At 65.4% G+C, this 18,587-nt stretch carries 15 protein-coding genes; all 15 read left to right on the top strand.

What is annotated here, in order from left to right:
• Nucleotides 1-143: 143 nt before the first annotated feature.
• The 15 genes from dinB (at nucleotide 144) to ahbC (ending at nucleotide 18,250) form a co-directional block, all read left to right on the top strand.
• Nucleotides 144-1,364 carry a DNA polymerase IV gene (gene dinB, locus GD606_RS09415; RefSeq protein WP_163302407.1) on the top strand — a complete coding sequence of 407 codons (1,221 nt, stop codon included), beginning with the start codon at nucleotides 144-146 and terminating at the stop codon, nucleotides 1,362-1,364.
• 92 nt (nucleotides 1,365-1,456) lie between these two features.
• Complete coding sequence (locus GD606_RS09410) at nucleotides 1,457-1,951, top strand: hypothetical protein (RefSeq protein ID WP_163302408.1); 495 nt, start codon at nucleotides 1,457-1,459, stop codon at nucleotides 1,949-1,951.
• Between the two features lie 113 nt (nucleotides 1,952-2,064).
• Nucleotides 2,065-2,886: a phosphatidate cytidylyltransferase gene (locus tag GD606_RS09405; RefSeq protein WP_163302409.1), complete on the top strand. Its 822-nt coding sequence runs from the start codon at nucleotides 2,065-2,067 to the stop codon at nucleotides 2,884-2,886.
• Between the two features lie 52 nt (nucleotides 2,887-2,938).
• A complete protein-coding gene (locus GD606_RS09400; protein ID WP_176629263.1) occupies nucleotides 2,939-4,540 on the top strand; it encodes a hypothetical protein in 1,602 nt (533 codons plus the stop codon).
• Nucleotides 4,541-4,550: 10 nt separating this feature from the next.
• A complete protein-coding gene (dxr, locus tag GD606_RS09395; RefSeq protein ID WP_163302411.1) occupies nucleotides 4,551-5,831 on the top strand; it encodes a 1-deoxy-D-xylulose-5-phosphate reductoisomerase in 1,281 nt (426 codons plus the stop codon).
• Between the two features lie 46 nt (nucleotides 5,832-5,877).
• Nucleotides 5,878-6,954 (top strand): RIP metalloprotease RseP, encoded by a 1,077-nt coding sequence (rseP, locus tag GD606_RS09390; RefSeq protein WP_163302412.1) that lies wholly within the window; start codon nucleotides 5,878-5,880, stop codon nucleotides 6,952-6,954.
• On the top strand, nucleotides 6,947-7,765 hold the full coding sequence (tsaB, locus tag GD606_RS09385) for a tRNA (adenosine(37)-N6)-threonylcarbamoyltransferase complex dimerization subunit type 1 TsaB (protein ID WP_163302413.1): 819 nt from the start codon (nucleotides 6,947-6,949) through the stop codon (nucleotides 7,763-7,765). The genes rseP and tsaB overlap by 8 nt, the downstream gene beginning before the upstream one ends.
• 205 nt (nucleotides 7,766-7,970) lie before the next feature.
• On the top strand, nucleotides 7,971-8,846 hold the full coding sequence (locus GD606_RS09380; RefSeq protein WP_163302414.1) for a flagellin N-terminal helical domain-containing protein: 876 nt from the start codon (nucleotides 7,971-7,973) through the stop codon (nucleotides 8,844-8,846).
• A 190-nt stretch (nucleotides 8,847-9,036) separates the two neighbouring features.
• A complete protein-coding gene (gene fliD / locus GD606_RS09375; RefSeq protein ID WP_170304576.1) occupies nucleotides 9,037-10,725 on the top strand; it encodes a flagellar filament capping protein FliD in 1,689 nt (562 codons plus the stop codon).
• 35 nt (nucleotides 10,726-10,760) lie between these two features.
• Nucleotides 10,761-11,513, top strand: a complete 753-nt coding sequence (gene fliS, locus GD606_RS09370; RefSeq protein WP_163302416.1) for a flagellar export chaperone FliS — start codon at nucleotides 10,761-10,763, stop codon at nucleotides 11,511-11,513.
• Between the two features lie 365 nt (nucleotides 11,514-11,878).
• Nucleotides 11,879-13,558, top strand: coding sequence for a YIP1 family protein (locus GD606_RS09365; RefSeq protein WP_163302419.1), 1,680 nt, complete (start codon nucleotides 11,879-11,881; stop codon nucleotides 13,556-13,558).
• A 19-nt stretch (nucleotides 13,559-13,577) separates the two neighbouring features.
• Nucleotides 13,578-13,913: a hypothetical protein gene (locus GD606_RS09360; protein WP_163302417.1), complete on the top strand. Its 336-nt coding sequence runs from the start codon at nucleotides 13,578-13,580 to the stop codon at nucleotides 13,911-13,913.
• Between the two features lie 34 nt (nucleotides 13,914-13,947).
• The gene (locus tag GD606_RS09355) at nucleotides 13,948-14,655 is read left to right on the top strand and encodes a hypothetical protein (protein ID WP_246299037.1); all 708 of its coding nucleotides are present in this window, start codon (nucleotides 13,948-13,950) and stop codon (nucleotides 14,653-14,655) included.
• 238 nt (nucleotides 14,656-14,893) lie between these two features.
• A complete protein-coding gene (locus tag GD606_RS09350; protein ID WP_163303724.1) occupies nucleotides 14,894-16,978 on the top strand; it encodes a sensor domain-containing protein in 2,085 nt (694 codons plus the stop codon).
• Between the two features lie 90 nt (nucleotides 16,979-17,068).
• Nucleotides 17,069-18,250, top strand: a complete 1,182-nt coding sequence (ahbC, locus tag GD606_RS09345; RefSeq protein ID WP_163303723.1) for a 12,18-didecarboxysiroheme deacetylase — start codon at nucleotides 17,069-17,071, stop codon at nucleotides 18,248-18,250.
• Nucleotides 18,251-18,587: the final 337 nt, after the last annotated feature.

Raw genomic sequence — 18,587 nt, 5'->3', positions numbered from 1 at the left:
AAGGCGGCCAGGGCCAGGAACCGGGGATTCGGTCATGGCGCCCGGCCGCCTTCGTCCGTTGCCTGGCGCGTTGCCGGGCCGCCCCGGGACGTCTTGCCATCCCCGGGAATATGGGCCATGCCCCGGGGCAAGGGGAGCCGGACATGACCTCTCGCCATATCGTGCATGTGGACATGGACGCCTATTTCGCCTCGGTGGAGCAGCTCGACGACCCCTCCCTTAGGGGGCGGCCGGTGATCGTCGGGGTGGGGGACCGGGGGGTGGTGTCCGCCGCCTCCTACGAGGCCCGGGCCTTCGGGGTGCGCTCGGCCATGCCCGTGGTCCAGGCCCGAAGGTTGTGCCCCATGGGCGTCTTCGTGCCCGGGCGGTATGCCCGCTATGCCGAGCTCTCCCGGGTGCTTATGGCCTGTCTCGGCCAGTTTTCCCCCCTGGTGGAACCGGCCTCCATCGACGAGGCCTATGTGGACATGACCGGCTCGGCGACCCTTTTCGGCGGGCCGCAGGATTTCGGCATGGCCATGAAACGGGCGGTGTTTTCGGCCACGGGCCTTGCCTGCTCGGTGGGCGTGGCCCCGGTGAAGTTTCTGGCCAAGATCGCCTCGGATTTTCACAAGCCGGACGGGCTGACGGTGGTGGAGGAAGGGGATGTCCGGGAGTTTCTGGCGGTGCTGCCCGTGGAGAAGATCCCCGGGGTGGGGCGGCGCACGCGGGAGGCTCTGGCCCTTTTGGGGGTGCGTACGGCCGGGGACCTGCTGGTCCATCCCCGGGAATTCTGGGAGCGCCGATTGGGGAAGCACGGGCCGGAGCTGTATGACAAGGCCCTGGGCATCGACCCTTCTCCCGTGCGCCTGTCCCGGGAGGTCAAATCCATCAGCGCCGAAAACACCTTCGACGCGGACGTGTCCTCGCGGGAGGCCCTGGCCGTGTGGCTTCTGCACCAGTCCGAGCGGGTGGGGCGGCAGTTGCGCAAAAAGAATCTTTTGGGCCGCACGGTGACGCTCAAGCTCAAATATTCGGATTTCAAGCAGATCACCCGGGCAAAGACCCTGCCCGCGCCCACGGACTGCGATGAGGCCATCTTCGAAGCGGCCCGGGCGCTTTTGGACGACATTCCCCTGTCCCGCCCGGCCCGGCTGGTGGGCGTGGGGGTCTCGGGATTCGGGGCGGTGGCCGCCCGGCTCGACCTGTGGCACGACGCGGACGCCCCGGACGTCCCGGCCCGGCCCCGGCGGCTTGATTCGGCCATCGACGCCATCCGGGACCGGTTTGGGAGCGACGCCATCCGGCGGGGGCGGCTTTTTGGCTTCGGCGGGACGCGGCGGCGGGACGCGGGCAATGATGGCGGCGGCGGGGCTGGAAGTTGACCGGACGGGGCTTTTTGTTCATACAAACCGGTGGCGCGAGGACGCGCGTTCATTTTTTTCCCCCAAGTGGGCCATAGGCCGGGAGGATCGCCATGTCCGACAGGATCATCGACCTCAAAAAGCAGTTGCGGGAACTCAAGGCCGGGGAAAAGATGGCGGCCTTCGCCGGATTCTCCCTGGACCTGGGCGGCGCCATCGGGACCAAGGACGGCGTGCTCAAAATCGCCGACTTCATCCGTCCCGACGGATCGGGCTACCTCACGGTCACCTTTCAGCTCGATCTGGGGCCTGACCTGGCGGAGCACCGAGCCGTGGCCCAGGCCTTTCAGAAACTCGCCGCCTTCGCCTCCCGGGCCGACCATGTCCTTGGCCGGGCCAGATTCGGCAAGGGCTTCGACTACATGCTGTGTATGGATCAGGGCGTCTCCGAGGGCGAGGTGTGGTACACGGCCGAGGCCGACATCTACTATACCGCATTGCGCGGCCGGGTGCGGGAGCTGGTCACGGAGGCCGTGCTGCCGGGACTGGCCGCCATCGTGCCCGTGACCTTCGAGGCGGCGAACTGGTGGAACGACGAGCAGGTGTGAAGCGTCGCCGATCCGGTGCGTGATCCGGGGGATATCGTCCTGGCCGGACACAGCGCCTTTTTATGCAAAAAACGCCGCGACCCGCGCGGCAAGTCTTCAGAGCTGCAGACGTCATGATTCCACGTTCCCATCGCACCCGCTTCCTCACCACCCTGTTGGTCGTTCCCGCCGTGGCCGCGACCGTGCTGGCGGGAGACTGGGTTCTTTTTTCCATGGTGTTCGCCGTATCCGCCCTGGGGCTGCGGGAGTTTTTCGCCATGCGGGCCGGGCCCGGTTCCGGACGGGAGGCCTTGGTTTTGGCCGTGATCGGGACAGCGCTGGCCTTTCCCCTGCTTTCGGGGTTTCGCGACAGCAATTCGGTTCTGGTCTTGGGCGTGCTTTTGGGGGCGGCCTGGATCGAAAAGGCCATCTTCCTGCTGCGGTTCGGCGCAGGCGGCCAGGGCGCAACCCCGCCGGGATTCCCCGGGGCGCTGGTTGCCGGACTTTTGTATATCCCCTGTGCGCTCGGCTTTTTTTTGCGGTTCGGCCCGGCCGAGATTTTTTTCGTGATTTCGGCCGTGGCGGTTTCCGACACCGGGGCCTATTATTGCGGCAGCCTTATCGGCGGCCCGAAGCTGTGGTCGGCGGTCAGCCCCAAAAAGACCTGGGCCGGGGGGCTGGGGGGCCTTGTGTTGTGCGTGGGGTGGTGCCTGCTGTATGGCTTCCTGTGGGGCCAGGAGGTCGGCGCCATGGCCTGGATCTGGCTGGCGGCGGGGCTCAACGTGGCCGCCCAAGGCGGGGATTTCTACGAGTCCGCGCTGAAGCGGGTGGCCGGAATCAAGGATTCCGGACGGCTTTTGCCGGGCCACGGCGGCATCCTGGACCGCATGGACGGACTGTTGCCCGCGATCCTGGTCTATGCCTGGGCCTCGGGAACCACCCTGTATTTCGTGTGAGGCAACACGTCGGGGTCGCCCTGCGACGCACGACGGGATGCGCGAGGACGTCATGCACGCCAATGGCTCTGATGACACTGGGGCCGCCCGGGAGGGCGGCGCCTTTTCGGACACCGACCGGGTGGCCGCCTATCTGGAGCGTCTGGAGGAGCTCAAGCGGGTCAAGGCCTTTCGCGAGGTGCTGGAGGAGCGCGTTTTTTTGGAGTTCATCCGGGTCAACAGGGCGCGCATCAACGAATTTCCCTTGCTCGAGATCGAGCAGAAAAGCCTCATCGACATCCTTGTGCGGCGCGGCGCCGAGCATCCCGGCCACCAGTACATCAAGGGGCTTATCGGCGAGTTCCTGGCCATTTTGAACAAATACGGCAAGGCCCGGGCCGTCGGCGCCGGGGCCGAGGCCGAGGGGCTTTTGCGGGAACTGGCCGGGGCCGAGGCCCTCCTGGTCAAATGCGTCCAGGGGGGAGTCTACGCCAGCGCCCTGATCAAGGATAATTTCAGCGACGCCGTCATCCTGAACTTCGGCGAATCCGCCCTGCACGAGATCGAGGAGATCACCGAGCGTTGTGAGTTCGACGAATCCTGGTGGCGGGCCCATCTGGACATCTTTGTGCGGGAACGTATCGCCCAGGCCCACGCCGGGATCGTGGCCAATGAGAAATACGCCGTGTTCCGGGAGGGCGGCTTCGCCGGGGTCCGCCTGCCCTTGGACGAGGTGCTGGCCACCATGCCGGGCACGGACAAGACCATCCAGAAAACCCGGGTGCAGGACGCCTATGAGGACCAGGAGCAGGGCCAGGAGAATCAGCGGCTGGTGGCCATCCTGGCCGCGTTTTTCGGTTCCGGGGCAAATCCCCTGACGGAGGCCAAAACCCCGGCCGCCACCCTGCGCCATGTGGCCCGCATCGCGGCCATGGACATCGCCGGCCGGGAATATGCTGAGTCCGGGACGCCGGATTCCGACGAGGCCGAGGTCCGGCTCGCATTTCTGGCCGGGCAGACCATGTCCATCGGCGTGGGGGCCGCCCTGGTCCAGGCCGTGGCCCTGGATGATTACGAACGGGCCGTGCGCGATTTCGATGCCCGGGAACGCCGTCTCCTTGTGGCCCTGGTGGGAAATTTCGAACGGGTGCGTCTGGAACGGCTCGCCCCGTTGGTTCTGGAGTTCGCCTACCTGGGGTTTTTGCGCGACAAGTGCCGGGACGAGGGCGGCAAGGTGATGATCCGGACCCTGCGCCTGCGGCGGGCCGTGGAGGCCGAGGTGGCCGCCCTGGTCGGGACCGATGACGGCGACTTGACCCGCATCGGGCGGCGGCGGCTTTTCGAGGCCGACCCCGACCGGCCGGACATGCTGTTGTGGAAACCCAGGACCATTGATGAACTGACCGGGCTGTGCGCGCTGTTGCAGCTCAACGAGGCCGTTGCCGGACGGGTCGCCACCCTGTGGGATGCTGCGCCCTTCAAAGTGGATATCCTGGTGGCGGTCAACCTGGAGGCCGTGGCCAAGGTGACCGGAAATCCGGCCCAGCGGGTGGCCGAGATCCTGGCCCGGTTCGGCGTGGCCCTGCGGCGTGGCGGCCGCGCCCCGGCGGCCAATCCCCCCGCCCCGGGGCCGGACCAGTCCCCCAAACCGCCCGACGGGGCGAACCAAGGCTGATAGACTCCCCATGATCGACACTGCGGCCCACGCGGCGCCCTTTGCCCCGGAGCACGATTCCGGGGCGGGTTACATCAGTTCCCTGCCGGGCGAAGACGCCCTTCCCGGATTTCCCCGCCGCCTGTGCCTGCTGGGCAGCACCGGCTCCATCGGCAAAAACGCCCTGCGCGTGGCGGAAGGGCGCCCTGAGCGGTTTACCGTGGCGGCCCTGGCCGGGGCCACCAATCTTGCGCTTTTGGCCGAACAGGCTGCCCGCTTCCGCCCCGCCCGCCTTTGCGTGCTTACCCCCTCCGGCGTGGACGCCCTGGCCGGGATGCTTCCCGCCGGATATGCCCCGGACATCGTGCATGGCCCCGAGGGCTACGCCTCCCTGGCCGCCGATGCCGATTCCGATGTGGTGCTGTCGGCCATCGTCGGAGCGGCCGGGCTTATGCCCACCCTGGCCGCGGCCCGGGCCGGGAAGCTCGTGGCCCTGGCCAACAAGGAATCCCTGGTCCTGGCGGGGGATCTCATCCGGCAGGCCTGCCGGGAGAGCGGGGCCGTGATCCTGCCCGTGGACTCGGAGCACAATGCCCTGTTCCAGGCCCTGGGCGGCCCGGGCCTGCGGGAGCTGCCCCATGTGGCGACGCTTGTGCTGACGGCCTCGGGGGGGCCGTTTCGGGACAAGCCCGCCGCGTTTTTGCAGACGGTCACCCGGGAGCAGGCGCTCAATCATCCCAACTGGTCCATGGGTCCGAAAATCAGCGTGGATTCGGCCACGCTCATGAACAAGGGCCTGGAGGTCATCGAGGCCTGCCGCCTGTTCGGACTGCCCCCGGAGCGGGTGGAGGTGGTGGTGCATCCCCAAAGCATCGTCCATTCCCTGGCCCGCTACCATGACGGGTCGCTTCTGGCCCACCTGGGGCCGCCGGACATGCGTGTGGCCATCGCCTACTGCCTGGGCTATCCCCGGCGCACACCGCTTGATCTGCCTGCCGTGGATCTGGTGGCCCTGGGCTCCCTGACCTTCGAGGCCCCGCGCCACGACGATTTTCCCTGTCTCTCCCTGGCCCGGCACAGCCTGTCGTTGGGGGCCTGGGGGCCGGTGGCGCTGAATGCGGCCAATGAAACCGCCGTGGAGCTTTTTTTGGCCGGCCGGATCGCCTTTCTGGACATCCCCCGGCTGGTGGATTTCGCCCTGACGACCCAGGCGGGGGTTTACGCCGACGATTTGGATGCTATATTGGAGATTGACCGCACGACCCGGCGGCGGGTCCGGGAGCGGGCCGAGGGGGGCGCCCCTCGGGGTTGAAGCCCTTTTCAAATCCGCCGCAACACGAAAAACAACAAGGAATCGGATGGAAAGCGTTTTGTCCGTGGCCCTGGTGCTCGGGGGCCTTATTTTTTTTCACGAGCTCGGGCACTTCGCCGTGGCCCGGTTGTTCGGCATCGGCGTGGTGACCTTTTCCCTTGGTTTTGGCCCCAAACTGTTCGGTTTCAAGCTGGGGGCCACCCGGTATCTCCTGTCGGCCATCCCCCTGGGGGGCTATGTGCAGTTGGCGGCCCAGGATCCCGAGGAAGAGGCCCCGGAGGGGTTCGCTCCCAGCACGTTTTTCCGGCTGCGTCCGGCCTGGCAGCGCATGCTGGTGGTGGCCGCCGGTCCCGGGTTCAACTTCATCCTGGCCTGGCTGATTTTCTGGGGGCTTTTTCTGTCCTACGGGCGCATGGAGGTGCTGCCGGTCATCGGGCAGGTGCAAAAGGACAGCCCGGCCGAGGTCGCGGGCATCCTTCCTGACGACCGGGTGGTGGCCATCGACGGCAAGCCCGTGGCCCACTGGGACGATTTGGCCGGAACCGTGCGCCAGACCGGGGAAAAGCCCGTGACCCTGGAGATCGAGCGCGGCCCGGACGGGGCCGCATCCCGGGTCCAGGTGACCCTGACGCCCCGGATGCAGGTGACCAAGAACATCTTCGGCGAGGAGGAGCGCGTGCCGCTTCTGGGGCTGGTCTCGGCCGGGAAAACCATATCCACGCCCCTGGGGACCGGGTCGTCGGCCGGAGAGGCCCTGACCCGCACCTGGGAGGTGGTGTCCATGACGCTTCTGGGCATGCTCAAGCTCATCCAGCGGGTGGTCCCCCTGGACAGCCTGGGCGGCCCGATCATGATCGCCCAAATGGTGAGCAGGCAGGCCGCCGAGGGCCTGGCCAACGTGCTGGCCCTGACCGCCGTCATCAGCATCAACCTGGGCATCCTGAACCTGTTGCCCATCCCGGTTCTCGACGGCGGCCACATCCTTTTCTTCACCCTGGAGACGGTCTTCCGCCGTCCGGTGAGCCAGCGCTGGCAGCAGATCACCACCCGGGTGGGATTGGCCTTCCTGATCGGGCTCATGGCCCTGGCCCTGTACAATGACCTGCAACGCATCTTTGTCTGATCTCCCCGGGCCGGTGGCAGGGCCGACGCTGGTTCTGTGCGCCGTGGAAGAGGTGCTGCGCGTGGTCCTGGCCGAGGCCGGGCGGGTGCGGGAGGCCTTTTCGGCAAAGGGGCAGGGCGTGGCCATGACGTTTTTGGTTCCGGCCATGGCCGAGGCCCTTTCCCGGGCCGGGATGAGCCCGGCCGGGCTGGCCGGGGTGGCCTGCGTCTGCGGGCCGGGGAGCTTTACCGGCATCCGGGTGAGCCTGGCCGTGGCCGAGGGGCTGCGGCTGGGGACCGGGATTCCCCTGTGGGGGCTGGCCTATCCGCCCCTGGTCGCCCGGGCCGCCTTTGCCCTGCGTCCCGGGGCGAAACGCGTCGCCGCCGTGGTGCATGCCCGCAAGGGGCTCACGTATGTGCAGGCGTTTACGGCCCGGGCGGGCCAGGCCCCGAGCCCTGTCGGCCCTGTCCGGGTTCTGCCCGCCCCCCTGGCCGCCCAGGCGGCGTGGGAGTCGTTTTTCCCCCCGGACGGGGAGGGGGCTTTCGAGGATGCGGCGGTTGTCGGCTCGGGATTGCGCAACAACCGGGAGGCCTTCGCCGCCGTGTTTCCCGAGGCCTGCCTGCTCTCCGACGAGGCGGCCTTTCCCGACGCCGACATCCTGGCCGCCGCCGCCACAGGCCCGGCCCGGGACGCCGTGCTTCCCCCGGACCCCATCTATCAGCGCCCGAGCGACGCCGAGGAGAACCTGGCGGACATCTCCCGGCGGCGCGGCCTGGACCCCGACCGGGCCAAGGCCCTGCTGGCGGCGGCCATGGCCTCCGGCGTGGCCTGAATCTCCTGCCGCCCCCCTGGGGGGAGTGGCCCGTTCCCTCAACCGCGCCTCGGCGCGGTTTTTTTTGTCCGGCTAAAGAACCCACCTGCCGATGTCGATAAGAAATTCAACAAAAGTGATGAGCCGTCACACGCCGGGAGTGCCGACGAACGACGGGTCAACTAACGGCAAGGAAGCCGAAACGTCATTCACGGAGGAAAAAACCATGTCCCTGATCATCAACCACAACTTGATGGCCGACAACGCCACCCGCAACCTGAGCACCGCCTACGGCGCCCTGGCCACATCCACCCGCCGCCTGTCCTCGGGACTGCGCATCGGCACCGCCGCCGACGACGCCGCAGGCCTGGCCGTTCGCGAACTCATGCGGGCCGACATCGCCGCCCTGAACCAGGGCGTGCGCAACGCCAACGACGCCATCTCGCTCATCCAGACGGCGGACGGGGCGCTCGGGGTCATCGACGAAAAGCTCATCCGCATGAAGGAACTGGCCGAACAGGCGGCCACCGGCACCTACACCTCGGATCAGCGTCTGATCATCGACTCGGAATACCAGGCCATGGCCTCGGAAATCACCCGAATCGCCAACGCCACGGACTTCAACGGCCTCTACCTGTTAAACGGAAACCTGTCCTCGTCCACCCACAACGGGGCCGGCCTGCAATCCACCGGCAAGCTCAAGGTCCACTTCGGCACGGCCAACGACAGCGCCGAGGACTATTACTATATCCAGATCGGCACGGCCACGGCCTCGGCTCTGGGCGTCGGCCTGGCCGCCAGCAACAGCATCTCCACCCAGGCCCTGGCCCAGGCCAGCCTGGATACGCTCAAGAACGCCATTGTCTCCAAGGACAAGATCCGGGCCAACCTCGGCGCCTTGCAGAACCGCCTGGAAAACACCATCACCAACCTGGAGATCCAGGCCGAGAACCTCCAGGCCGCCGAATCGCGCATCTCCGACGTGGACGTGGCCACGGAGATGACCGAGTTCGTGCGCCAGCAGATCCTGACCCAGGCGGCGGTGGCCATGCTCTCCCAGGCCAACTCCCTGCCGCGTATGGCCCTGTCGCTGATGGGCTAGTTTTCAGGGGCCGCGCGCCCTATGGAAACGTCGCAATCGGCCGATAAGACGAAAAAAGGCCCCGGCCTCCCGGGGCAACGTCAAGGGCCGGATCGCCCAGGCGGTCCGGCCCTTTTCGCCCTGCGGCATCATGCTTGCTTGGGAAAGGGAAAAAAACCGGACAGCGGCAGTTTTTTCCTGGAGAAGCATTATGAGCACCACCTCGACTTCCGGCGCGATCACCTTCACGGGCCTTGGCAGCGGCACGGACTTCGCCTCCATGATCGACAAGCTCGTGGCGGTGGAGCAAACCCGCATCACCAGCCTGGAGACATGGCGCACGTCCTGGACGGACAAGATCGAGGCGTTCCAGGAGCTCAATACCCAGATGCTGTCGCTCAAGACCGCCCTGGAAGGCATGGACACCACAGGCGAGTTCCTGGTCAAGACCGCGGGCTCCTCCGACGGCAACGTGCTCTCGGCCACGGCCGGGGCCGATGCCCAGGAAGGCACGCATGCGATAGAAGTCAAGCAGATCGCCAAGAACAAGATCATGGCCACCACGGACGGCGTGGCCACCACCACGGAAAGCATCAATACCTCGGGCGCGTCCCGCATCTTCGCCTATGTCTATGAGGGCAAGACCTATTCCGTGGCCGTCCCGGCCGGAGCCTCCCTGACCGACCTCAAAAACCTCATCAACATCGACGGCGACAACCCCGGGGTCAAGGCCGCCATCGTCAACGACGGGACCGCCTATCATCTCCAACTGCGCGGCATGGACACCGGCGCCGAGTCCACCCTGGAGATTTCGGACACGACGACACTGGCCGGCTACGGTTCCTCCGATTTCACCACCTCCCAGACCAACCAGGACGCCCTGCTCAAGGTGGACGGCTGGCCTGCGACGTATATGTCCCGGGCCACCAACAGCATCTCCGACGTCATCGAGGGCGTGACCCTGAACCTGCGTAGCGCCGGTGAAGCGGACCTGGACATTGAAACGGACCTGGATTCGGTCAAGGAAAACATCGAAACCTTCGTGGAGCAGGTCAACGCCGTACGCACCATGATCATAGACCTCACCAAGGTCACGACCACGGGAAGTTCGGTCTCGACCAGTACGGATAGCGAGCAAACCCAGATCGGGTCGCTGCTCACGGGCAACTACGGCATCCAGCTCATCAGCAGCCGCCTCAAGGATGCGACGGCCGGCAGCGCCATCGGATTCGACTGGGCCACCGACCCCTACACCTCCCTGTCCTCCATCGGCATCATGACCGACGCCCAGGAAGGTTCGGTCACTGCGGGACTTCTGGTCATCGACGACGAAGTCTTGGATGCGGCCCTGGAAAAGGACATCGACGCAGTGGCCTCGCTTTTTTCGGCCGACTACGAGGGAAGCACCAACTCCTCGGATTTCAGCTATGCCTCGCACATCCAGGGCATCACCGAGGCCGGAACCTACAAGGTGGCCTATACCGTGTCCGGGGGGGTGATCACCTCGGCCACCATCAACGGCCATGAGGCGAAGATAAGCGGCAACACCATCCTGGGGCAGGGCAAGGGGAATCCGGAAAACGGCCTGCTTCTTGAAATCAAGAACCTCACGGATGGCAGCTATTCCGGAACGAGTTCCATGAAGCTTGGCAAGACAGGGGAATTAATAAATAATCTCGGAGACTTGACAGATTCAGATACCGGACCTTTGGCGATTCTCGAAGACAACTATAATGATATTACCGATATGATCGATAAGAAGATTGAGTATGAAGAGAATCGCATCACCTTGATGGAGAGCCGCCTGCGCGAACGCTACGCCAGGCTTGACGCCCTCCTGGGCTACTACGACAACATCAGCACCTCTCTGGAGAGCCAGATTGCGGATCTGGACGAGTAGCGAACGCAAGAGGGACGCCAACGGAGAATCAGGATATGCAAACAGCCGCCAAGGCGTATCTCAAGACACAGGTCAACACCACCAGCCAGGGGGACATTCTTCTGCTGCTCTATGAAGGAGCGATCAAGTTCCTCGGCCAGGCCAAGGAAAAAATTGCCGCCAGGGACTACGCCCAAAAGGGCATCCTCATCTCCCGGGCCCTGGATATCCTGGCCGAGTTGCAGTCGAGCCTAAACGCCCAGAAAGGCGGGACGTTGGCTGAAAATCTGCAAAAGCTCTACTTCATTTGCAGCACGAAGCTCTTGCAGGCCAATCTGAAGATGGACACGGCCATCATCGACGAGGTCATGAAGATCCTCGCCGGGCTGCGCGACGCCTTTCGTGCGGCCAACGCCGAGGTCACCGGCCAGCCGGCCGCCGCTCCCCAACCCCAAAGCGCCCCCTATGGCGTTGCGCCGCCTTCCATGGCCGCAAAGGCCGAGCCGAAGGCCCCGGCCAAGGCCCCCGTCAGCTTTCCCGGTTTCGCCAAGAGAGCCGCCCCCCCCGCGGCGGACGTCTCCGGGGGAGAAGCGGCCTCGGCTGCGGCCGCCCGGATCGTCCCCCCAGTTGCGCCGCCCCGGGTGGGCGCTCCTGCTGCCGCCCCGCGTCCGGGGGCCGCCGCAGGGCCCGCCGTGGCGGCGTCTCCGGAACCGTCCCAGGCCCCCATGCCGCCGCCCCAGGTCCACAGTCCCATGCGGCGGGCGTTTGCGGCCTACGCCACGGCCCGGGAGCAGAAAAGCGCCTCCTAATGTTGCGTCCTGTGGAAACCACGCCGGGATTTTTTAGAAAGCAAAGGTATTTCAAATCGTTGTATTCATAAATCAGACGCCCTGGTTTCGAGGGCAGGGCGCGAGACGAGCGTCCCGTCCGTCGGCCCGAAATGCTGGACGCGGCCTGATCCGCCGATTCCCTGCGAGATGACGCCGGGGAACCGCTATTTTTCGCAACCAACCGTAGGGCGGGGAGAATCCTGTGCTTCCGGAGTGTGCCTGCGGGCATCCGCCGCAACGCGGGGTTGTTGCTTTGCGCGCGGGGACGGGCTAACATCGCAAAAAACGCGACCGGTCTGGAGATGGGGGATTCGTGATCGGTCGGCTTTTTTTCAGGGAGACCAATGCGCATTACCTGCCCAGAATGCGGCTTTAGCCGGGACGTGCCGGATGGGAAGGTGCCCGCCGCGACCGCCGTGGCCACCTGTCCCAAATGCAGGCATCGCTTCCGGTTCCGCGATTTCGAGGACGGCTTCGATCCGTCCTCATCTGCTTACGAACAGCCCGCGTCCGAACCCAGGTTCTCCGGGGAGGAGAGGGATGGGTACGCCCCGCGTGCCGGTCTTGGCGCTTCCCCGCGTTTCCCGGGTGCCGTGCGGCATGGCCGTGAGCCCAAGGGCGCGGCCGATCCGGCCATGCACGGCGAATATGATCCCTCGACGCCGGACGCGCCACGCGGCCAGGGCCGTGTTTTTCCGCCGCCGTCGGCCCATTGGGAACCCTCGGCCCCGGCCGAGGAGGCCCCCGTTGCATCGGAAGAGTCCACGCCGCTTCGCATGGCCCCGCACCCGGCGGCCATAGACCCGCCACCCCGGCCGGAACATGCGGAAGAACGGTTGCGCGCCTCCGAACCCGCCGGGCGCGAACCTCGATCCGAGGCGCGCCAGGAGCAAAACGGCGTACGCGACATCTGGGCCAGGCTCCAGGCCATGGATGACGAGGACACGGCGCGCCTGACGCCGCCGCCACGGCCTGCCGCCCATGCCACAGGCGGCCCTGCCCATGCCGCAGGCGGCCCTGCCCATGCCGCAGGCGGCCCTGCCCATGCCGCAGGCGGCCCTGCTCGTGTCGCGACGGCCCCGGCCGGTGAGGCCCCTGCCGGGCGCGCCACTGAGGAACCCGGGTCAGCTCCGGCCCCCGGCGTCCGGCCCCAGGCTGTGTCGCCCCCGGCGGCGGCGGCCCCCGAAGACACGCATGCGCAGAGGCCTGCCGCTGCTTCTGGCGGCAATGGTCCGGCTCCCGACGAGACGGACGAGGCGCCTGGGGCGAAGGCCCGGCGCGGCGACGGCCGGGGCGCGACCGACTCGTTCTCTTCGCCCGATTCGTCCTCTTCGTCTGATTCGTCCTCTTCGTCCGATTCGCACGGGCCTTTCCCGGAGGGTCGGCCGGACGATGCCGCCCAGGGCGAGGTGCCCTGGGAGCGTCTGGACGCCTACGGATTTTTCCCTGGGCTGGTGTTGACGCTCAAGCGCATCCTGTTTCAGCCTGTGGAATTTTTCGAGTCCATGCCGCCTGGCCGGGGCAAGGGCAAGGCCATGGTCTTCAATCTGCTTTTGAGCGAATTTCTGCTTCTGGTGGATTTTTTATGGGCGCTTTTGGGGGTCCGGGCCAAGCTCGCGGACACGGGCCAGACCGACGCCCTGGCGGCCATGGCCGGGGTGCCGGGCATCGGCTTCCTGATCCTGCTGATCATGGTCCCGGTCTTCATGGCCGCCGGAATCTACCTGGACGCGGGGTTGACGCATCTTCTGCTCATGCTTCTGCGCGGCAACAGCAAAAAATTCGACGAGACCTTCCGGGTCATGTGCTACAGCGCGGCCCCCACGGTGCTCTCGGCCGTGCCCGTGGCCGGACAGTTATTATCGCCGGTGATCCTCATCTGGTACATGATGCTCCAGGCCATCGGCCTGAAAAAGGTCCATGGTGCGGCCTATTCCCAGGCCTTGGCCGTGGTGCTCATCAAATGGTCGCTGTATTTGTTCCTGTTGCTTGGGATGCTGCACGGTCTTTCCAGCGGAGGCTGAGGCCCATGGGAGGGCGTCCATGGTAGAATGGTTCAAAAGAGTGCTGCGTGAGCTGGCTGCCAAGCGGCAGAAGGCCCGGGACATCCATCCGGAGTCTTTTCGCGTTCTGGCTGGCGAATTGGTGGAGCTGGCGGACATCGCCGCCAGAATCCGCCCCGACGAGCACGCCTTTCAGTTGCGGATCAAACGCATCCGCCGGGAGATGGATGATTTGTCCCGCATGGCCGGTCGGCCCGAATTTCGCATGTTGCCGCCCAAGAAGCGGCTGGAGCTGCGCGAAAGCCTGCTGACGTCCAGGGATCAGTTGCTCAAAACGGTCTCCGACGCCCCCGTGCCCACCACCATGCGGCAGTAAGGCGTCGAAAGCGGCCACAACGCCCGGGGGTTTTATGTCCGCCACTCCCCTTGACTCCAGGCCCGGGGCAGGCCTTGCCGTCATTTTTTTGTCATTCGCCCTGTTTCTGGTTTCGTGCTCCACGGAACCCCGCCTGACCAGCCTGTCCATCGTCAGCGTGGACGCCTGGGTCAAGCGCAACAACCCCGACATCTACGTGGAGCCCCTGGCCTCGCCCGGCGCCCCCATGACGGCCATGATCGTGCCTTTCCAGGTGACCCAGAACATCGCCTACATGAAGCTTTTGGGGGATCAGGTCACCAAGTACGTCTGGCAGACCTGGACCCGCGACCGGGTGTTCCCCAAGTTTCTCTACGAGCAAAGCCAGATTCCGATGAGCACGGCCCAGGCCGTGGCCCTGGCCCGCAAGCGGGGCGTGAATCTCCTGGTCACCGGGTCGGTGACCTACATCATGTCCGGCGGCACGCGCGGCGACACCTCCGTCTCCCTGGCCCTGGAAATTTTTGACGTGGCCACCGGGGAGCGGTTGTGGTCCATGGCCCACGGCGGGCGCATCGAGACCGGCCAGACCCGGGACTACATCTTCTTCGCCAAGCAAAACCGCATGCCCGAAGACCCCATCTACGCCGTGACCACGGTCCTGGCGGCGGACATGGGGGGCTCGGTGGTCAACTGGAACTACGGGCACAAGCCCCCGCCCCCGGCTGCCCCCAATCCCGCTGCGCCGCCCCCAGTCCAGTAGCCTGGCAGGGTGGCTTTGCGTTGAATAATTCTGGACGCGGCCGCTGGGAAAAGTGCAGAATGCACATGGCCCGCCATGTGGCGGGCAGGGATGGTTTTTCCGGGCGTCCCGGCCGTATCCCCCCTTCCCGGGAGCGGCAAAACGGCGTCCAATAAAAGAGTAATCAACTGCGCCGACGGTTTCGGGCTTTCCGGCGAAACCGCGCCCATCGTCGCGCCGCGAAGTATGAGATGACGTCATGGACGACGAGAGGCAAAGCCACGATTGCGTCTTGCGGCTTACGGACGAGCAGTTCACCCGCTTTCTGCACTTTTCCGTGGATCAGGCCGCCGAGCCCGTCTACTGGATCGATAAGCGGGGCTGTTTCGCCTACGTCAACGCCACCGCCTGCCGGATGCTGGGATGGTCACGGGCCGAACTGTTGCTGATGACCGTCTTCCAGGTGGACCGGCTGCTCACCCCGGCCCTGTGGGAGGCGCGCTGGGAACAGTTGCAGGTCGAGAAAAGCGCCCTTTACGATGTCGTCCACGTCGCCCGGGACGGACGCACGTTTCCGGTGGAGGTCTCGGCCAACTTCCAGAATGTGGGGGGCGAGGAGTTCGTGGCCGCCTTCGCCCGGGACGTGACCGACCGCAGGCTGGCCGAGCAGCGCCTCAAACTCTTCGAAAAGGTCTTCGACAACGCCCTGGAGGGCATCACCGTCACCGACCATCGCGGGGACATCGTCTCAGTAAACCCGGCGTTCACGCTCGTCACCGGCTACACGGCCGCCGAGGCCCTGGGCCAAAATCCCCGCATTCTCAAGTCCGACCGCCATCCCTCCGGGTTCTACAAGGCCATGTGGGCCGAGATCATCAAGAAAGGCCAATGGTCCGGCGAGATATGGAACCGCCGCAAAAGCGGCGAGGCCTATCCCGAATGGCTGTCCATCAGCGCCATCAAGGATCGCGGCCGTACCACCCATTATGTGGCCGTGTTCCACGACATCAGCGAGATGAAACGCAAGGAGGACAAGATCCTCCATCAGGCCTCCCATGACGCCCTGACCAACCTTCCCAACCGGCTCCTTTTGTCCGATCTTCTGGAAAAAGCCATCTCCCACGCCACCCGGGCCGGACACAAGCTCGGGGTCATCTGCTTCGACCTGGACAACTTCAAAAACATCAACGACACCCTGGGCCACGCCATGGGCGACGAACTGCTCAAGGCTGCCGCCGTACGCATCAGCAGCATGCTGCGGCCCGAGGATACCGTGGCCCGGCCCGGCGGCGACGAGTTCCTGGTCATGCTGGGTGAGATTGCCGACGAGCGCGACGCCGTGCTCGTGGCCGAGCGCATCCTCGACAGCTTTCGCCGCCCTTTCCCCGTGGACGGGCGCGAACTGGTGCTTACGGCCAGCGTGGGCATCAGCATCTTCCCCGAGGATGGCCGTACCCAGGACGCGCTCATCAAAAACGCCGACCTGGCCATGTACCGGGCCAAGGCGCAGGGCAAAAACGCCTACCAGCTCTTTACTCCCCAGATGAACGAGGCCGTCACCCGCCGCCTTAACCTGGAGGCCGGGCTGCGCCGGGCCCTGGATCGCGGCGAGTTTCTGGTGCACTACCAGCCCCGGCTGTCCTTCGTGAACATGCGCACCGTGGGCATGGAGGCCCTGGTGCGCTGGCGGCGCGAGCCGGGAATGCTGGTGCCGCCCATGGAGTTCATTCCCCTGGCCGAGGAGACGGGCCTTATCGTGCCGCTCGGGGAATTCGTCCTGGAGACGGCCTGCGCCCGCACCGCAGCCATCAATGCCGCCATGGGCCTTTCGCTGAAGGTCTCGGTCAATCTCTCGGCTCGGCAGTTCTCCGACACCAACCTCCCCGAACTGGTGGACCGCGTCCTCGGGGCGACTGGCCTTCCCCCCGCCTGCCTGGAGGTTGAGGTCACGGAAACCGTGCTCATGCAAAACATCGCCACGGCCGCGAACATGCTCGCCCAGTTGGCCGAAATGGGGGTCTCGGCCTCCATCGACGACTTCGGGACCGGTTATTCCTCGCTGTATTATTTGAAAAAGATGCCGCTTGCGGCCATCAAGATCGACCGCTCCTTCATCCGGGACATCCCCCGCGACCCCAGCGACCTCGCCATCACCACCACCATCATCTCCATGTGCCGGGGGCTTGATCTGGCTGTGGTGGCCGAGGGCGTGGAGACCCAGGAACAGTTCAATTTTCTTTTGGGCCTGCGCTGCGACGAATGTCAGGGATATCTTGTCAGCCGCCCCCTTCCGGCCCCGGATTTCGAGGCCTTCCTGCGCCAGTCGGGCAACGCCCCGGGCTGAATCCGGCCGGGTTCCCCCTGCCTTTTCCCCTACCGCGCCGCCGGGAAATGGTGTAACACGGCCTCCCACATCACTCGCAAAGGATGCCCCATGATCGGAATCTCCAAACTCTACTGCGGCGGGGTCGAGGCCTCGGACGCCCTGCGTTACGGACGCCATTCGGGAAAGCTTCCCTCCCATCTGCTCCAATTTTCCAAGGATAAAAAACCCGTCGTGGTCTGGAACATGACCCGCCGGTGCAACCTCAAATGCGTTCACTGCTACGCCAAGGCCCTGGACGAACACGGAAAAGACGAGATCAACACCGAACAGGGCAAGGCCATCATCGACGACCTGGCCGCCTACGGCGCGCCGGTCATGCTCTTTTCCGGCGGCGAACCGCTGGTGCGCAAGGACTTGGTGGAATTGGCCCACCACGCCGTCTCCAAAGGCATGCGCGCCGTCATCTCCACCAACGGCACCCTCATCACCCCCGAAAAGGCCAAGGAGCTCAAAAGCGTCGGCCTGTCCTACGTGGGCATCTCGCTTGACGGCGGCGAAGAGATCCACGACCGCTTCCGGGGCGTGTCCGGGGCCTTCAAAAAGGCCCTGCGCGGCATCGAAAACTGTCAGAACGAGGGCCTCAAGGTCGGCCTGCGCTTCACCATCAACAAGCGCAACGCCGTCGAAATTCCCGTCCTGTTCGACCTCGTGCGCGACCTCAACGTGCCGCGCATCTGTTTTTACCACCTGGTCTACTCCGGGCGCGGTTCGGAACTCATCAAGGAAGATCTGGACCACGCCGAAACTCGCGCCGCCGTGGACCTCATCATGGACCGCACCCGCGCCCTTTTCGACGCCGGACTGCCCAAGGAAGTCCTTACCGTGGACAACCACGCCGACGGCCCCTACGTCCTGCAACGCCTGCTGCGCGAAGACCCGGCCCGGGCCGAAGAAGTCAAAACCCTGCTCTCCTTCAACGAAGGCAACAACTCCGGACGCGGCATCGGCTGCATCTCCTGGGACGGTGCGGTGCACGCCGACCAGTTCTGGCGCAACCACACCTTCGGCAACGTCCTTCAGCGCCCCTTCTCCCAGATATGGGACGACCCGGACATCGAACTGCTGGCCAAACTCAAAGACAAGAAAAAATACGTGGGCGGCCGCTGCGCCACCTGTAAATACCTCGATATCTGCGGCGGTAACTTCCGCGCCCGGGCCGAGGCCTACTACGACGATATCTGGGCCGAAGACCCCGCCTGCTACCTGACTGACGACGAGATTCGCCCCTAGGGCAGGGAAGAGCAGGGGAGGAGCGGAGAGTCGGGGAGGGGGCTTCGCCCCCGCACTGCACCGGGGCTGCCGCCCCGAACCCCGCCCGGGGGGAATCATTCCCCCCGGACCCCCCGGACGGGGTCTCGGGAAAAGGGGGAAGTGGCGGGGCGACCGTGGTGCAAGGAAAAGGGAAGGGCGTCCCCCAAAATGGCGTCCTGTTCTTTGGTTTTTGCAGCTTTTGAGCGTGAACGGGGTGCCCAGGTCGGGCGACGGGTGTACGCATGCCCGAAAAATACATGGAATGTATTTTACAACCCCATCTTGTTCTTTGATTTTTGCAGTGTGTGAGCTTGGG

The organism is Desulfolutivibrio sulfodismutans DSM 3696 (assembly GCF_013376455.1).
Classification (GTDB): domain Bacteria; phylum Desulfobacterota; class Desulfovibrionia; order Desulfovibrionales; family Desulfovibrionaceae; genus Desulfolutivibrio; species Desulfolutivibrio sulfodismutans.
Note: the sequence above shows the minus strand (reverse complement) of the source record. Positions and strands in the feature narration are given on the sequence as shown.